This window comes from Hyphomonas sp. J20-32 (assembly GCF_055808555.1).
Genome location: NZ_CM147873.1, coordinates 893,484 through 908,618, shown reverse-complemented (window position 1 = coordinate 908,618; position 15,135 = coordinate 893,484). Strand labels below are relative to the sequence as shown.

Sequence of the window (15,135 nt, the reverse complement as noted above, 5' to 3'; positions counted from 1 at the left end):
CATATCGTGAAACCCCTCACGCCACGGCAGTCGGAGGGTTCCGCTCGTCCGGGGCTGCTGTCGCGGCCCTAGTCCCTGAGCAGCTCGTTCACGCCGGTCTTCGAGCGGGTCTGGGCATCGACCGTTTTCACGATGACGGCGCAGGCGAGGCTTGGCCCGCCATTCTTGTCCGGCAGCGTGCCTGGCACGACGACCGAGTAAGGCGGCACATGGCCATAGGTGATGGCGCCGGTCTTGCGGTCGACGATCTTGGTCGACTGGGTGATGAACACGCCCATGGCGATCACCGAGCCTTCGCCCACGACCACGCCCTCGACCACTTCCGAGCGCGCGCCGATGAAGCAATTGTCCTCGATGATGGTCGGGTTGGCCTGCAGCGGTTCCAGCACGCCGCCAATGCCGGTGCCGGCCGAGATATGGCAGTTGGCACCGACCTGCGCACACGAGCCGACAGACGCCCACGTGTCGATCATCGTGCCTTCGCCGACATAGGCGCCAATGTTCACGTAGGACGGCATCAGCACGGCATTCTTCGCGATGAAGGCGCCCCGGCGCACGGCCGCAGGCGGCACGGCGCGGAAACCGGCTTCGCGGAATTCGGTCTCGCCCCAGCCTTCGAACTTCGATGGCACCTTGTCCCACCAGTTGCCGCCGCCCGGCACGCCGGCAATCATGCCATTGGCATTCAGGCGGAACGACAGGAGCACGGCCTTTTTCAGCCACTGGTGCACGGTCCAGCTGCCATCGGCCCCTTTGCTGGCGACGCGTGCCTCGCCCCGGTCGAGCAGGTCGAGCGCGGCATCGACAACTTCGCGTACTTCGCCCTTCGTATCGGTCGAAAGCGTGTCGCGGCTTTCCCAGGCGCGGTCGATTACGTCGGCAAGGGCGTGGGTCATGTCTGGGTCTCCGGGGGGCAGGCAGGCTTGAGTGTGTCCAGCGCCGCTTCAAGGAAGGCAGCGAGGTCGCCCGTCACATAGTCGATGTGGCCGAGCCCGTCATCCCCCAACAGGTCCTGCAGGTTCGCAGGGCGCGCCTCGATCGGCTCGTGGCTCCAGTCTTTTTCCGAATGCACGAGCACCGTGGTAAAACCGGCTTCCTTGGCGGGGGCGAGGTTGCGGGCGATATCCTCGAAGAAGATCGCCTCGGTCGGCTCGACATCGTGCAGCTTGCTGAACGCGGCATAGGAAGCGGGCCGGGGCTTGGGCGCATAGGACGCGTCGTCAATCCCGAAGCTGCCATTGAAGACATGGGCCAGGCCCATTTTCTCTGTGACGCGTTCGGCATGGCGCCGCGACCCGTTCGTGTAGACGAACTTGCGGCCGGGTAGCGCCTCGAGGACCCTGCGAAGCAGCGGCAGATCCGGAAGGGGTGATAAGTCTATTTCATGAACGTAGTGCAGGAAGTCAGATGGGTCTATTTTGTGTACTTCCATAAGGCCTGACAGTGTCGTGCCATGCTCGGCATAGTATTTTTTCTGGATGACGCGGGCATCTCCGCGCGGCAGGTTGAGCAGCCGCGACACAAAGTCCGTCATCCGCGTGTCGATCTCGGCGAAGAGGTCGCATTCGGCTGGATACAGCGTGTTGTCGAGATCGAACACCCAATCGCGGACGTGCCCGAAACTGCCGAACGGCGTCAAATGAACGCCTGCATGCCTATCGCTCATTCGCGCTGGCCTTTGCGAAGTCGCGCTCGAAGAATTCGAACACCAGCTTGCGGTCGACAGGCGCCGGCGTCGCGGCGAACAGGGCCGTGCGATAGGCCGATGCTTCGCAATCGTCACGGCCGACAATCGCGAACTTGGAGCGCCCGACACAAAACGCATCAGACGCCTTGGCCAGCGTCCGCAGCTTGTCGCCATCTTCCATCTCGCCATACACGAAATGGTCCGACCCGCTCAGCGGCCGGTCGATCACACGCGAACAGCCCCCCGCCTCGAGCAGCCACCAGCCCCGGCTTTCCCAGCCTTCCGAGCCGCGCCGCGCAATCGCGCTCCAGATCCGGTTCTTGGTGCGATTGCACACGGTGAATCCGACAGCACGGCCACGATCCTTGGCGACCTGCTCCAGGAAATCGATCAGGTCGGATTCCGATGTTGTCGCGGGCAGGCCATTCTTTTTCAGGAATTCGCTGATCGCGGCGCGGGTCTTGTGGCCGATATTGCCATCGATCACGCCGGACACGACGCCAGCTTCCTCCAGCAGGCGCTGGATCCCGGCGGCCCTTGCCCGCTTGGAATCGTAATTGTCGATCTCGGTGAACGGCGTGACCCAGCGGGTCCGCCGTGTGATTTCAACCGCCCTGAAACCGCGCGCCTCGAGCCCCATGGCCGCGCATTCCGGCGGGCTCTCCAGCGAAAAACTGCCTGTTGGATCGACGCAAAGATCGGTATTGCCGCCCCATTCACGTACGCCGCCGCGGTGGGCCGAAGACGTGCGGGCATAAACAAAGTGGAATTTCGGCTCCAGCGGGCCCGGCAAGGCGAGCTTGCAATTGCCCGGTTGCAGCTTGATCCAGCCTTCGACCGTGATGCCGGCGCCTTCGGGCCGGCCGATCGCCGCCTCGATGACAAAGCTGGTCCGATTGCACAGTGACCAGCCGTCCGCGCCTTCCTGCGCCTGGGCCGTGCTGCCGAATGCGATGAAGGCGCCAAGCGCGCCGAGAATTTTAAGAAACGAGCGTACCTGCGCCATGTTCTGTGAATAGCTCCATGAGGAGAGCGTGCGGCGCACGCCCATCAAGTATCACAGCCGCCCCGACACCATGATTTACGGAATGCGCGGCCGTTTCAAGCTTGGGAATCATACCACCTGCAGCTGTGCCATCTGCGATCAGCTCCGGAATGCGCCCCACGGGGATCTCGCGGATCAGGTTTTTCTGCTTGTCGAGCACGCCAGCCACGTCCGTCAGCAACAGCAGGCGGCTCGCGCCCAGCGCCGCTGCCAGCGCCCCGGCGGCCGTATCGGCATTGATATTGTAGCGCGCGCCGTCATGGCCGACACCGACGGGTGCCACGACCGGGATCAGCTGCGCGTCATTACGCAGGATCGCGTCCAGCACAGTCGTATCGATCGCACATGGTTCGCCGACAAAGCCGAGATCGAGAACCTGTTCGATATGGCTGTCAGGATCCTTGGTGGTCTTGGTCGCCTTTTCGGCGCGGATCAGGTTTCCGTCTGAGCCCGACAGGCCAACTGCCTTGCCGCCCGCCTGGTTGATCGCCCGCACGATGGATTTGTTGATCGGGCCGGACAGGACCATTTCAACGACTTCCATCGTATCTTCGTCGGTGACGCGCAGGCCGCCCTTGAATTCGGACACGATACCCAGCTTTTCCAGCAGCTTGCCGATCTGCGGTCCGCCGCCATGCACGATAACCGGATGGATGCCGAGCGCCTTCAGCAGCACGACATCGCGCGCAAAACCTGCGGCGAGCGCAGGGTCGACCATGGCATGGCCGCCATATTTCACGACAATCGTCTGGCCGGCATAACGCTGGATATAGGGCAGGGCCTCCGACAGCGTCTTCGCCGTGAACCGGGCTTGTGCAACAGGGTCTGTCATCGGGACTGGCGCCATCCTTCGCGATCAATGCGTGTGGGCCAGCCTCATAAGGCGGTTTTCAGTCCAGCGAAACCCTTCCCTTCGGTCCCGCGCCTTCATTCATATTTGGAATAGTGCTTGGCGGTCGACAGGATTCCACACTGTCCGGTCAGGTAGATCGTATCATATCCGTGCTCTCCATCCCTGAGGTTCGCCATTGTCAGGTTGCCGTCCTTGTTGCCGACGCAGCCCGACGTGGTCTTGAACTTCACGTGATAGGTACAGGTGTTCAGCACCCGCATTTTCACCTTCTGGCCACTTTGCCCGATTGCCAGCATATCCTTCTTGTGCGTCTTCTTGACGGCTTGGCAGCCATTGTCGTTAGCCCTCTGCTTCACGTTGACCTTCGTGACAATGACGCTGGCATCATTGTAAAAATACGCATCGACGCAATGCGGAGTCCCGGGTTCGCAAAAATTCATCTCGTCCGCATACGCCGCAGCCGTCATTGATGCACATGCCATGGCCGTTGCCGCGATCAGGTTTTTGTATCCGTTCATCATGAGAATCCTTGTCTTGAACAGGGGCCGGACAGGCCCGTTATGAGCCCATCCGGCAGCTATCGCGACCGAGGGTGAGTGGCACGACAGCGTACCCGAACCGTACAACCGGCCGGCGGCCCGTTCCATTACATGGAAGGTAATGCCGAAATACGGACAGTGACGGCAGGCCGGCTACCCGCTAGGCTGGCGAAAAGTCACTCTGGCGGGGAAGACACCATGAAACGTATCCTGACGGGCGCTGGCGCGCTCCTGCTTGTCGTGCTGGTTGGCGCCGGCATATTCCTGTGGGATCCGCTGCCCGCCAATCCGCCCGCCAGCGAACTGGCCGCCGGGGCTGCCAACTATGACGCCGAGGTGATCCGCGACGAGTTCGGCGTGCCGCATGTGCATGGGGCCCGCGACACGGACGCCGCCTTCGGCCTCGCCTATGCCCATGCCGAGGATGATTTCGAAACGATCCAGGAAACCGTCGCGGCGGGCAGGGGCGTGATGGCGCATTATCGCGGCAAGGATGCGGCCCCGCTCGACTATATCGTCGCCCTGCTCGGCGTCTGGGACACGATGGACGCCCGCTATGCCACCGACGTACCTGACGACGTCAAAGCCATGGCCGAGGCCTATGCCACCGGCCTCAACCTCTATGCGTCCGAACACCCTGAGGCGACATGGCGCGGCCTCGCCCCGTTCACCGCCGAGGATGTCGTCGCTGGTTTCATCTTCAAGACGCCCTTCTTCTACGGCCTTGACGAAACGCTGCTTCACCTCTTCGGCGAAGACTATACCCAGGCCATCGCGCTCGACCCTGCAGCGGGCCGCAAGGCTTTCCTGGTCGGCCCGAAGACAATGGCAGAGCGCGGCTCGAACGGCATCGCCGTCTCGGCCAGCCGGGCGGGCGACCATGTCACCCGGCTCGTGATCAATTCCCACCAGCCGCTGACCGGCCCCGTCGCCTGGTACGAAGCGCAGATATCCTCCGACGAGGGCCTCGACATTACCGGCGGCATCTTCCCCGGCACGCCGGTCATCCTGCACGGGTTCAACAAGGATCTTGGCTGGGCCAACACGGTGAGCGCGCAGGACCTCGCCGACACTTATGTCCTTACCGTCAACCCGGACAATGCGAACCAGTACAAGCTGGACGGCGAATGGGTCGAGTTCGACGAGACGACTGCCACACTCCACGTCAGGCTGCTGGGCCCCTTTGCCCTCAAGGTGAAACGCAAGGTGCTCCGTTCGGCCCACGGCCCGGTTATCGAAGCGAAACACGGCACCTACGCCATCCGCTTCGCCGGCATGGGCGAGATCCGCCAACTCGAACAATATTACCGCCTGAACAAGGCCGCCGACATGGACGGGTTCATGACCGCCATGTCGCTCAACGCCCTTCCCAGCATCAATTATATCTATGCCGACAGGCAAGCCAACGTCGCCTTCATCCACAATGCGCAATACCCCGCCCGCGATGATGCATGGGACTGGTCGGGCGACATGCCCGGCGACCGCTCCGACCTGATCTGGCAGGGTTATCGTCCATGGAGTGACGTGCCGAAACTGGTCAATCCCGTGTCCGGCCTCGTCTTCAATTCCAACAATACGCCCTACAGCGCTACGGACGGCCCGGACAACCTCCGCCCCGAAGACTTCCCCCAGTCCATGGGCCTGCAGACCAACCAGTCGAACCGCTCGCTGCGCATGATCGAACTGACTGACGGCAAGACCCCGATCAATCAACCGGACCTCCTCGCCCTGAAATTCGACACCGCCTATGCCAAGGGCTCCGAAGCGGCAGATCTGATCGCCCGGGTGCTCGAGATCGACTGGAGCCAGGAGCCGGAAATGGCCGAGGCCGCCAGACGCCTCGCTGCCTGGGACCGGAAGATGAATGCCGACAGCCGCTATGCAGCCCTCGGCGGCCTGACCGTGCTGCGCGAGGTCACCGCGAAATACACCCACCTGCCCGCCCCGAAGGCGGAAACTGCTTTCCGCGAGGCGGTCGAATGGCTGACCGTCCACCATGGCCGGATCGACCCGGAATGGGGCGAGGTCAACCGGCTGGTGCGCGGCAAGACCAGCCTGCCGATCAGCGGCGGCCCAGACACGCTGCGCGCCGTCTACCCGGCCGGCATGGGCGATGATGGCGAACTGCACATGACCGCTGGCGATACATGGATCGCGCTGGTCGAATGGGACGCAGCCGGCCACCAGAAAGCCCGCGTCATCAGCCCCTATGGCAGCGCCACGCTCGACAAGGCCTCACCCCACTATGCCGACCAGGCGCCCCTCTTCGCCGCTGAAGAATGGCGCAAAGCCCACCTGACGCGCGAGGATGTGGTCGCCAACGCGACGCGGACCTATCATCCGGGGAGGGATTAATCTGATCCGGTTTGGTTGAGAGGTAGCGTCCACTTGCGGCGTCGGATGAGACCTGAGGTTAGTCACCGCCCTGCCGGGAGTAGCGAGGAAAGGACAGGATTCGAACCTGCGGTCGGGTTTCCCACGACGAGCGCCCCAGTTAAGGGTGCGCCCACCTTCAGCCACTCAGTCACCGATCCTCTAGAATAATTGTAGTTTAAATCAGAAATGTCTGCAATCGGCGTCGTAGGGGACGTAAACGAGCGGCTTAAGTCGCCGTGAAACGGACATTGGAAAGTGAATCGGTTCTGCTAATGAACGCAGGTCGGCGATGAGCTGTAGACCTAGATGATGTTAGGAATGAGCATTTGCGTAACGAATCGAAAAAGAACCAATTGGCGGCAGCGATTGCGTCTGGAACGAAGTCGATTTGGCAAGGCGCGCAAGCAAGATTTTCTCATGAGGAAATTTATGCTTTTGTTCTAACGACTTGGTCCGACGCAAGCTCAATTGGAGCATCAGTCAGCACGGTCGAAAATTTTGAACGACTATACAAAGAACATCGATACTCAATTCCCAATAGTCGAGCCGCAGCTGGACTTAAATGGGGATGGAATGAGTGGCGTGATCGGGAATTGATCAGCGGCGCATTGGGGTTCCATGAAGCTGACCAAATGTTAGATGAATTTAGAAATGGAGCGTCAGGAGCTACGCGTTCATTGACCGATCAATTCCAGCCTTGGTTCGGTGGGTACAGAAAACTCGTTACATCCGCCATGTACGATGCTCTGCAATCGCTCGTGCAAACGGGATTGTTTGAGGAACGCTCGTCAAAGCCGATTCTCGTGTACATGGGCATCTATGACGACTACGGAAAAACAACCCTGAAGTCTGCAAAGTCCTTAAACGCAAAAGCAACATGGAATCTGTATGAGGCCGAGTTCAGGAGAGCATTCGGATTTTAACCTTGCTTCGACCGGTTGAAGCCGTCAATAGAACGCAGCCATCCACTCTGCGACCTTTTATCGCCGCATCTAAGTCGCTCGCTTTACGTCTGCTCCTGACCCACGAGAGACACCCGGACCGAGGACACACAGTCCCGTCCTCACCGCCCCCTTGCCACACCCCTGCCGCCCCGCGCCCGGTCCGCATCTGCCCCCCTATGCGTACCTTTCCTTTCTTTCGCCCGGCATTCACGCTGCTAAGCTTGAAAGAAAATGTTCTGGGAGGGACGCATGGAGCCGACGACAAGGCATCTGCCGGCCGTCAACACGGTTGGCCTGACCGCGCCGTTTGGCTGGCTCGCTGGCGGCTGGGCCGACTTTCGCAAGGCGCTCTGGCCGTGCCTGCCTAGAAACGCGTGCGGAGCGTAAACCGCGCATTCAGCGGCGCACCGGGGGAAATGTTGTTGTCATTGTGTGCGGCCGGGAAATAGTCCTCGTCCAGCACATTCTCGATATTCAGCTGCAGCGCCGTGCCATTGCGCATCGTGTAGAAAATGCCCGCATCCACCCTTGTGTATTCCGGCACAGTTACGGCGTTGCTGGCGGATGCGAACTGTTCGTCCTGATAGGTGACGCCAAGGCCGAACCCGAGTTGCGACGACACGTCATAGCGGTTCCAGACCGAGAACATATGCGCCGGGACCTGGCCGCGAGTTGATCCGTCTTCAAGCTCCGCATCGAGATAACTATACCCGATATCCACACGCCAGCGATCGGTTGCCTGGCCGCCAAGCTGGATTTCGAACCCTTGTGTTTCCGACGTCGTTACAAAACTGTCTTCACCATCCGCCGTGCGCTCGGTTGTATCCCGGTCAAGCTTGAACACGGCCGTCGTCAGGCTGAGGTTGGGCCGTATATCCCACTTGATGCCGATCTCCTGATTGTTGAACGCCTCTGGCGCGAGCTGCGAACTGGCATCCGTCAATTCCAGGAACTGGTCGCCTGACCGCGGCAGGAATGATTTGCTATAGCTCGCATAGGCCGACACGTTGTCCATCGGCTTGTAGATGATGCCAATACGCGGCGAAATCTCTTCATCGGTCCGGCTGAACCGCGCCGTGTTCTGAATGTCATTCACATCAATGTCGAACTGGTCGAACCGAACCCCGGCAATCAATTTGAAATGCTGGCCAATATCGACCTGGTCCTGGGCATAGAGGGACAGGACCTGGACATCGGACCGGCGGTTGCGAACCGCGCTCGAAAACGCAAAGGCCGGCAAGGCCAGCGGCCGGGTCAGTGCGATGGTGGTCTGATCATCATTGGTGTCGGAAAACACATTGTCGTTCCGCGCATTGGCGGACTGCTGGTCGGCATATTCGGCGCCGATCAGCAGCGTGTGGACAAGGCCGCCCGTCGCAAATTCAGAGACCAGGTTGGTCTGCAGGATCAGGTTCTCACGCGCCGTTTTATCCTGGTACCCGTCCAGGGTCACTGTATCGGCAACAGCGTCGAAGCTCGCCGCATAGATGTTCTGGTACATCTTGTCATAGTCGGCATATTGAAGCGTCGTATTGATCGACAGCGAGTCCGAAAAACGGTGGTCCAGGCGCGCCTTGGCGATATTGGCCTGCAGGGTTGTCCGGTTCCGGTCCGGGCTGCCGAAGAAGAAAGTGTCATAGTCCGCAAGCGGCGCGCCCGATCCGTCCGATGGCACGCCCCGGTCGACAACCCGGTCATCGTCCACAAACTCGTAGGACAGGAGCAGGCTTGTATCCGGGCTCAACCGGGTGGCAAATGTCGGATTGATTGCAAACCGGTCGCCACCGAACTGGTCGCGGTGATTGTTCAGCAATTCGGCGAACGCATTCAGGCGAACGGCCGAGGCCGCACCAATCGCCGTATTGTAATCAATGGCGCCTGACATCTCTCCAAACGTATCGGCACTGACGGACAGGCTGGTAATATCGGCATCAAAATCGGGCCGCTTGGTCGCGCGGTTCACGACGCCGCCGCCGCCGCCACGGCCGAAGATCATCGCATTCGATCCGCGCAGGATTTCGACCTGCTCGACATTATACAGTGGCCGGAAATACTGCACATCGTCACGCAAGCCATCGATAAAAAAGTCTGCCGTCGAATTCTGGCCGCGTATCGTGATCTGGTCACGGTGGCCTTCACCCTGTCCAATCGACGCGCCGGGAGTATAACGCAAAACATCGCCCATATCGGTGAAGGCCTGCTCGGCAATCTGATCGCTCGTCACAACGGAGAGGCTTTGCGGCACATCGACAATCGGTGTTTGCGTCTTGGTGCCACTGAATTTCTCATTGGACAGGTAGGTGCCATGAACAGCAATCGTGTCCATCACCCGGGTTTCATCCACCTCCCTGCCGCCTTCATCTGCCAGGGCAGGAGACGCTGTGAGGGCAGACAGGGCCAGGGCACTGGCAGTTAGGAAACGCATGAGATGGCAAACCTTGCAATTGAGAATGAGTTACATGCGCGCTCATGTCACGATGGCGAATGGCTTGCAAGGTTGATGAGAATGGTTTGCAACAATGTCGCAGGGCCCGTCCCGGTGCCCGCCGCCATCGGACCGTCTATGCGTAACTTCCCTTACTTTCGCGCCGGGTTCACACTGCTAGGCTTGAATAAAAATGTTCTGGGAGGGACGCATGGAGCCGACGACAACGACAACTCTGCCGGCCGTCAACACGATTGGCCTGACCGCGCCGTTCGGCTGGCTGGCGGGCGGCTGGTCAGACTTTACCAGGGCCCTGTGGCCGTGCCTGGTCTACGGCGCTATCCTTGTGGCGCTCAGCGTCGGCCTGACGGCCGCGCTCTATTCCGTGGGCGCGCTGAAATGGCTGTTCGTGCTGGCAGCCGGTTTCATGCTCGTCGCTCCGATGCTTGCGATGGGACTGTACAATACCGGGCGCATGCTGGAGCGGGGCGAACGTCCGCGTGTCGGCAGCATCCTGTTCGTGCGCTCCGCCTTCCGGCAAGACCTGATGTATCTCGGGCTCGCGCTGTTCCTCGTTTACTCCTTCTGGGTCGAGGCATCGCAGATCGTCTATGGCCTGTCGACTTACCGGGTCCACAAGACGCTGCCCGAGTTCGTGAACTTCATGCTGACCAGCCCTGAGGGCCACAACATGGTCATGGTCGGCACCGCCATCGGCGGCGTGATCGCCTTCATGGCCTATTCCCTCGTCGTCGTGTCCGCCCCGATGCTGCTGAACGAAAAGACCAATGTCTTCATCGCGACGATCACCAGCGTACGCACGATCGCGCAGAACTTCCTGCCCATGCTGGTCTGGGCCATGCTGATCGTGATCCTGACCGTGCTCGGCATCGCCACCGGCTTTCTCGGCCTGATCGTCACCTTCCCCGTCATCGGCCTCGCCAGCTGGCGCGCCTATCGCGAACTCGTGCCATCGTCACACGGCGACATGGCCGAGGCGGAATAGGCGCTCCGCTTGCGGCGCCAAAGCGGACGTCACCGCGCGATGGATAACCAAGGCCACCGCGATTGATAGTCCAACGCCTTTACCCGAAAAAGATCCGGCTTCGGGTTTGCGGGGTTCATTCGCAGCACGCCGTCCGACAATTCGGACAGGCCATATGGCGCATAGAGTTCACGCGTGCTCACTTCGATGCCGACACAGGTGCATGAAATGAGAAACTGATCGATGCCGTCGCGGGAATGCTTGAGCGGCGCTATCGGGCTTCCAAAGCGCTGTTCATACCAAAGGTGGACACGTGCTTGATTTCTGATTTCTACGCGGTCCGCCAGCGGGCCGAGAGGCTTTGCAGCGCTTTCAATCACGCAATTTTCTGCCTCCCATGATACGTCACCATCATAGTAGAAAACATCGAAATCCCGGACGTTCTGAAGATCAGGTTGGTTGGATTTCCGGTTCCAGATCGGCTGAAACAAACATCCAGCCGTCAGATAGCAGTCGGGGAGCTTCAACTGCTCCATCGCCGCAAGGATCTCTGCATTTTCCGGGATAGACGTGACAATATCTCGAAAAGTGTTCTCGGTGAGCATCCCGGACAATCGCACATTTCACTCCAGTCTGCGATGTCCGCTGCTGACGAAAGACAGACGTCCGGAATGGGGGGCAGGCTCGCGCGCTTCCACCCCCTCCCGGCCTGCGCGTATAATGTGCCGCGATGCCCAGCGTCTCCCTCCTCGCCCCCATGCCCGGCCTGCCCTGGTACCTGCTGCCCCTCTGGCCGCTGGTCTTCTGGCGCATCCAGCGCCTGAAGGCATGGTTCCGCGCGGCAGGCGGACCGGGCAGCCAGATGCTCTGGGGCGTGATGCGGAATGGGCGGGTCGTGGTCATCCGGCTGTCGGATGATTTATCCGGGCATCGTCCGTGTACTTTTCGGGCGCCTGTGTCCAGGCGGTTGAAACGCGTCCTCATTCCCGAAACAAATCTCCCGTGTCCCCTGCGCAGGCAGGGGCGGCGATTCCCGGGTCCCGGCGCGCGCCCACCCGCGCCCCTGCCTGCGCAGGGGACACAGGTTCATCAGGTCCCGGTCCCCGACACCTGACACGTACCGCGACCGTACAACACCCCTACCGCCCCCTCAGGACAGCTGAACCCCCCCAAGCGCCCTCACAGGCGCCGCAGGCGCTGGATTAAAGCAGCGAAGCGATTTCGGCGCGCAGTTCGGGAATGCCCCAGCCCTTTTCGGATGAGGTCACCAGCACCAGCGGGTGCGCCGCGCCGTGCTTTTTCAGCCTGGTCTCGATATCCGCCTGCAGCGCATCGACCTCGCCCTTGTTGAGCTTGTCGACCTTGGTCAGCAGGACCTGGTAGGTCACCGCCGAGCCGTCCAGCATGGCCATGACCTCTTCGTCCGTGTCCATCAGGCCGCGGCGGCCATCGACCAGAAGGAACACCCGGCGCAGGCTTGGGCGACCGCGCAGGTAGGAGCGGGTCAGCTTCATCCAGGCCTCGGCCTGCGTCCGGCTGACCTTGGCATAGCCAAAGCCCGGCAGGTCGACGAGATAGAGCTGGCCGGGGCCGACATCGAAATAATTGAGTTCGCGCGTGCGGCCGGGCTCGGATGAGGAGCGCGCCAGCTTGTTGCGTCCGGTCAGGGCATTGATCAGGCTCGACTTGCCGACATTCGAGCGCCCGGCAAAACAGACTTCCGTGCGGTCGGCGGGCGGCAGGCCCTTGAGGTCGACCACGCCCATGACGAATTCCACCGGGCCGGCGAACAATAGCCGCCCGGTTTCGATCTGGTCTTCACTCGGGGCGGGACGCGTGTCCATGGATCAGTCCGCCGGCGCTTTCTCGCGGCCCAGAAGGCGCGAGATCGTCTTGCCAAGCTCGGTGTCGACCCCGTTGCGGCGCATGATGAAATATTGCTGCGCAAAGGACAGGATATTGCTCCACACCCAGTACATCACCAGGCCGGCCGCAAAGCCGCCGAACACGAACATGAATACGATCGGCATGGCCCGGATCACCATTTTCTGCGTCGCATCGGTCGGTGCCGGGCTGAGGCTCTGAAGGGCCGCCATCGTCACGCCGTAGAGCAGCGGCAGGATTCCGATGCCGATGATCATGCCGATCACGGGAATGGCCTTGATGTCGGACGCCGCCCAGGGCAGCAGGCCGAACAGGTTGCCGATCGCGGTCGGGTCCGGCGCCGAGAGGTCTTTCAGGAACATGAACGGCGTCTGGCGCATTTCCAGCGTCACATAGAGCGTCTTGTAGAGCGCGTAGAAGATCGGGATGGTGAACAGGATCGGGACACAGCCGCCAATCGGGTTGGCGCCTTCCTGCTTGTACAGCTTCATGATTTCCTGCTGCTTGCGCTGGGGATCGGCCGCAAAGCGCTCGTTCAGCTCCTTCATCGGCTCCTGCAGCTTCTTCATCTTGGCCATGGACTTGTAGCTCTGGTTGAACAGCGGCACGAGCGGCAGCTTGATCAGGACCGTGAAGGCAAGGATCGCCCAGCCGAACGAACCGACCACGCCGGACAGCCATTCCAGCGCATAAAAGAAGGGCTTGGTCAGGAAGAAGGCCCAGCCCCAGTCGATGGCATCAACCATGCGCGGGATACCGTCCTTGTTCTGGTAGTCCTGCAGGACTTCGAAACGCTTGGCGCCGGCGAAGAGGCGGTTCTGGGTCGTCTGGCTCGCGCCGGGCGCCAGCGTGAATGCCTCGCTCTCGGTGCGCACTTCCAGCGGGCCGTCGGTGGCAATCGACTTCTTGTTGACGATCCCGTTGAACGGGCGGTCCTGCTGCGGCACCAGCGCGCCCATCCAGTATTTGTCCGTCAGGCCCCACCAGCCGCCCTGCGTGGACGGGAATGTGCCCTCGCTGGTTTCCCCGTCAATTTTCTTGAGAGCCAGGAGCGGTTTGTATTTCTTCATGCGCAACTTGCCGTCGACGACCCCCATCAGGCCCATATGGGCAAGACCACCGGCGGCTGCAGAGCCGGGATCGGTCAATTCGAGGAAGCCCTTGAAGTCGCCGTGCCGCTCGACCGAGCCAATGGCGCGAACCGTGCGTTCGGCATCGCCGGTATTGGTCAGCGTATCGTCAAACGAGAACATGTAATTCTCGTCGACCGAAATCGTCCGGTCGATGGTCAGGCCCGGCGTTTCAAGCCGCAGCTTGATCGGCGAGGACGGCGTCAGGCTGCCCAGGCCGACCTGCACCCAGGGCGAATTGCGGCCCGCGATGAGCGACGATCCGTCGGCCCAATAATAGGTGGCGAAATATCCGTAATCCGTCGCTTCCGGACGGAACAGCCGTACTTCCTGCGTCTTTTCCACGGTCAGGTAGTGCTTGCGCAGGCTGAGATCGTCGATCCGCGAACCGGCGAGGCGGATCGACCCGTCAACGGAATCGCCGTCAAACTTCACGCGGCCCGGCCCGGAAATCGCTTCCTCGACGGTCTTGGTCGCGGCAATTGCCGGAATATTGCTCAGCTCGCTCGCGCTCACGCCGGGCTGTTCGTCGGCCTTGATCGCGGCCTGCTGGGCCTCGAAGCGTTTCTGCGCGGGCTCCATGAAGACTTTCTGGTAGCCGAACACGAAGGCAACCATCAAAGCCATCGCGATCAGGAAATTGCGCTGGTCTTGCTTTTCCATGGAATTTTGTCCCGGAGGTTTCTGGGCGCCACCTCGCAGATCGAGGGGGCACGGTCAATCAGCGGCGAGGCTTATCAGCGCGCTTTCCATATCGTCAAGCAAACGCGCCCACGCAATGTCAGCGGTGGCATCCCGCGCGATGAAAACATAGTCGGTTCCCGGGCGTCCCAGCCGGGGCAGCAGCAGGCGGGTGGCTTCCCGCAGCCGGCGCTTCGCCCGGTTGCGCACGACCGCATTGCCGACCTTCTTGGTCGCCGTGAAGCCCGCACCGATATGGCTGCCTGGCGCTTCGCCGGTGCGCTTGCGCGCCTGGACAACGAGGGATTTTCGCCGTTCGGCCTTGCCGCCACGCACAAAAAGGAATTGAGGCCGCTTCGCCAGGCGAACGACCTCAATCGGATTGTCTTGATTGTCTTGCGGCATGTGCAGTTCCCGGCCTTCCAGGCAGGGGGAACATGTGTCTCGCGCTAGGCGGACAGTTCCTTGCGGCCTTTTGCCCGGCGGCGTGCCAGAACCTTGCGGCCATTCTTGGTCGCCATGCGAAGGCGGAAACCATGGGTACGCTTGCGGCGCAGGTTGCTTGGCTGGAATGTACGTTTCATGG

At 61.1% G+C, this 15,135-nt stretch carries 15 protein-coding genes; 4 read left to right on the top strand and 11 right to left on the bottom strand.

Annotated elements, in window-relative coordinates; translation table 11 throughout:
* Window positions 1–68: 68 nt before the first annotated feature.
* The 5 genes from dapD to AC0L7I_RS04405 form a co-directional block, all read right to left on the bottom strand.
* Complete coding sequence (gene dapD, locus AC0L7I_RS04425) at window positions 69–896, bottom strand: 2,3,4,5-tetrahydropyridine-2,6-dicarboxylate N-succinyltransferase (protein ID WP_473398334.1); 828 nt, start codon at window positions 894–896, stop codon at window positions 69–71.
* The gene (locus tag AC0L7I_RS04420; RefSeq protein WP_473398333.1) at window positions 893–1,666 is read right to left on the bottom strand and encodes a pyrimidine 5'-nucleotidase; all 774 of its coding nucleotides are present in this window, start codon (window positions 1,664–1,666) and stop codon (window positions 893–895) included. Before AC0L7I_RS04420 ends, dapD begins: the two co-directional genes overlap by 4 nt.
* Window positions 1,656–2,693, bottom strand: a complete 1,038-nt coding sequence (locus tag AC0L7I_RS04415) for a DUF1036 domain-containing protein (RefSeq protein ID WP_473398332.1) — start codon at window positions 2,691–2,693, stop codon at window positions 1,656–1,658. Before AC0L7I_RS04415 ends, AC0L7I_RS04420 begins: the two co-directional genes overlap by 11 nt.
* Entirely contained in the window at window positions 2,668–3,564 is an 897-nt protein-coding gene (gene argB / locus AC0L7I_RS04410; RefSeq protein ID WP_473398331.1) for an acetylglutamate kinase, read from the bottom strand. Before argB ends, AC0L7I_RS04415 begins: the two co-directional genes overlap by 26 nt.
* A 95-nt stretch (window positions 3,565–3,659) precedes the next feature.
* Window positions 3,660–4,232 (bottom strand): hypothetical protein, encoded by a 573-nt coding sequence (locus tag AC0L7I_RS04405; protein ID WP_473398330.1) that lies wholly within the window; start codon window positions 4,230–4,232, stop codon window positions 3,660–3,662.
* Window positions 4,233–4,322: 90 nt separating this feature from the next.
* Here AC0L7I_RS04405 and AC0L7I_RS04400 point away from each other — a divergent pair, with 90 nt between their 5' ends.
* Together AC0L7I_RS04400 and AC0L7I_RS04395 are read left to right on the top strand one after the other, a co-directional pair.
* Window positions 4,323–6,479, top strand: coding sequence for a penicillin acylase family protein (locus tag AC0L7I_RS04400; RefSeq protein ID WP_473398329.1), 2,157 nt, complete (start codon window positions 4,323–4,325; stop codon window positions 6,477–6,479).
* A gap of 347 nt (window positions 6,480–6,826) precedes the next feature.
* A complete protein-coding gene (locus AC0L7I_RS04395) occupies window positions 6,827–7,423 on the top strand; it encodes a DUF4303 domain-containing protein (protein WP_473398328.1) in 597 nt (198 codons plus the stop codon).
* Window positions 7,424–7,808: 385 nt separating this feature from the next.
* Here the strand turns inward: AC0L7I_RS04395 and AC0L7I_RS04390 are convergent, their stop codons facing one another.
* Window positions 7,809–9,869: a TonB-dependent receptor gene (locus AC0L7I_RS04390; RefSeq protein ID WP_473398327.1), complete on the bottom strand. Its 2,061-nt coding sequence runs from the start codon at window positions 9,867–9,869 to the stop codon at window positions 7,809–7,811.
* Between the two features lie 211 nt (window positions 9,870–10,080).
* Here AC0L7I_RS04390 and AC0L7I_RS04385 point away from each other — a divergent pair, with 211 nt between their 5' ends.
* Window positions 10,081–10,875, top strand: a complete 795-nt coding sequence (locus AC0L7I_RS04385) for a DUF2189 domain-containing protein (protein ID WP_473398326.1) — start codon at window positions 10,081–10,083, stop codon at window positions 10,873–10,875.
* 29 nt (window positions 10,876–10,904) lie between these two features.
* Here AC0L7I_RS04385 and AC0L7I_RS04380 read toward each other — a convergent pair whose 3' ends face one another.
* Window positions 10,905–11,459, bottom strand: coding sequence for a nucleotidyltransferase family protein (locus tag AC0L7I_RS04380; protein ID WP_473398325.1), 555 nt, complete (start codon window positions 11,457–11,459; stop codon window positions 10,905–10,907).
* Between the two features lie 125 nt (window positions 11,460–11,584).
* Between AC0L7I_RS04380 and AC0L7I_RS04375 the strand changes: the two genes are divergently transcribed.
* A complete protein-coding gene (locus tag AC0L7I_RS04375; protein ID WP_473398324.1) occupies window positions 11,585–11,968 on the top strand; it encodes a hypothetical protein in 384 nt (127 codons plus the stop codon).
* Between the two features lie 88 nt (window positions 11,969–12,056).
* Here the strand turns inward: AC0L7I_RS04375 and yihA are convergent, their stop codons facing one another.
* The 4 genes from yihA to rpmH are packed head-to-tail and all read right to left on the bottom strand — an operon-like array spanning window position 12,057 to window position 15,133.
* Window positions 12,057–12,698, bottom strand: a complete 642-nt coding sequence (yihA, locus tag AC0L7I_RS04370) for a ribosome biogenesis GTP-binding protein YihA/YsxC (RefSeq protein ID WP_473398323.1) — start codon at window positions 12,696–12,698, stop codon at window positions 12,057–12,059.
* 3 nt (window positions 12,699–12,701) lie between these two features.
* The gene (gene yidC / locus AC0L7I_RS04365) at window positions 12,702–14,531 is read right to left on the bottom strand and encodes a membrane protein insertase YidC (RefSeq protein ID WP_473398322.1); all 1,830 of its coding nucleotides are present in this window, start codon (window positions 14,529–14,531) and stop codon (window positions 12,702–12,704) included.
* A 54-nt stretch (window positions 14,532–14,585) separates the two neighbouring features.
* Complete coding sequence (gene rnpA / locus AC0L7I_RS04360) at window positions 14,586–14,954, bottom strand: ribonuclease P protein component (RefSeq protein WP_473398321.1); 369 nt, start codon at window positions 14,952–14,954, stop codon at window positions 14,586–14,588.
* Between the two features lie 44 nt (window positions 14,955–14,998).
* Complete coding sequence (gene rpmH / locus AC0L7I_RS04355) at window positions 14,999–15,133, bottom strand: 50S ribosomal protein L34 (RefSeq protein WP_034738102.1); 135 nt, start codon at window positions 15,131–15,133, stop codon at window positions 14,999–15,001.
* Window positions 15,134–15,135: the final 2 nt, after the last annotated feature.

What these genes read in the sequence shown, in the direction of transcription:
- dapD (WP_473398334.1), bottom strand. Translation starts at nt 896, where the DNA reads ATGACCCACGCCCTTGCCGACGTAATCGACCGCGCCTGGGAAAGCCGC.
- AC0L7I_RS04420 (WP_473398333.1), bottom strand. Translation starts at nt 1,666, where the DNA reads ATGAGCGATAGGCATGCAGGCGTTCATTTGACGCCGTTCGGCAGTTTC.
- AC0L7I_RS04415 (WP_473398332.1), bottom strand. Translation starts at nt 2,693, where the DNA reads ATGGCGCAGGTACGCTCGTTTCTTAAAATTCTCGGCGCGCTTGGCGCC.
- argB (WP_473398331.1), bottom strand. Translation starts at nt 3,564, where the DNA reads ATGACAGACCCTGTTGCACAAGCCCGGTTCACGGCGAAGACGCTGTCG.
- AC0L7I_RS04405 (WP_473398330.1), bottom strand. Translation starts at nt 4,232, where the DNA reads ATGGAACGGGCCGCCGGCCGGTTGTACGGTTCGGGTACGCTGTCGTGC.
- AC0L7I_RS04400 (WP_473398329.1), top strand. Translation starts at nt 4,323, where the DNA reads ATGAAACGTATCCTGACGGGCGCTGGCGCGCTCCTGCTTGTCGTGCTG.
- AC0L7I_RS04390 (WP_473398327.1), bottom strand. Translation starts at nt 9,869, where the DNA reads ATGCGTTTCCTAACTGCCAGTGCCCTGGCCCTGTCTGCCCTCACAGCG.
- AC0L7I_RS04385 (WP_473398326.1), top strand. Translation starts at nt 10,081, where the DNA reads ATGGAGCCGACGACAACGACAACTCTGCCGGCCGTCAACACGATTGGC.
- AC0L7I_RS04380 (WP_473398325.1), bottom strand. Translation starts at nt 11,459, where the DNA reads ATGCTCACCGAGAACACTTTTCGAGATATTGTCACGTCTATCCCGGAA.
- AC0L7I_RS04375 (WP_473398324.1), top strand. Translation starts at nt 11,585, where the DNA reads ATGCCCAGCGTCTCCCTCCTCGCCCCCATGCCCGGCCTGCCCTGGTAC.
- yihA (WP_473398323.1), bottom strand. Translation starts at nt 12,698, where the DNA reads ATGGACACGCGTCCCGCCCCGAGTGAAGACCAGATCGAAACCGGGCGG.
- yidC (WP_473398322.1), bottom strand. Translation starts at nt 14,531, where the DNA reads ATGGAAAAGCAAGACCAGCGCAATTTCCTGATCGCGATGGCTTTGATG.
- rnpA (WP_473398321.1), bottom strand. Translation starts at nt 14,954, where the DNA reads ATGCCGCAAGACAATCAAGACAATCCGATTGAGGTCGTTCGCCTGGCG.
- rpmH (WP_034738102.1), bottom strand. Translation starts at nt 15,133, where the DNA reads ATGAAACGTACATTCCAGCCAAGCAACCTGCGCCGCAAGCGTACCCAT.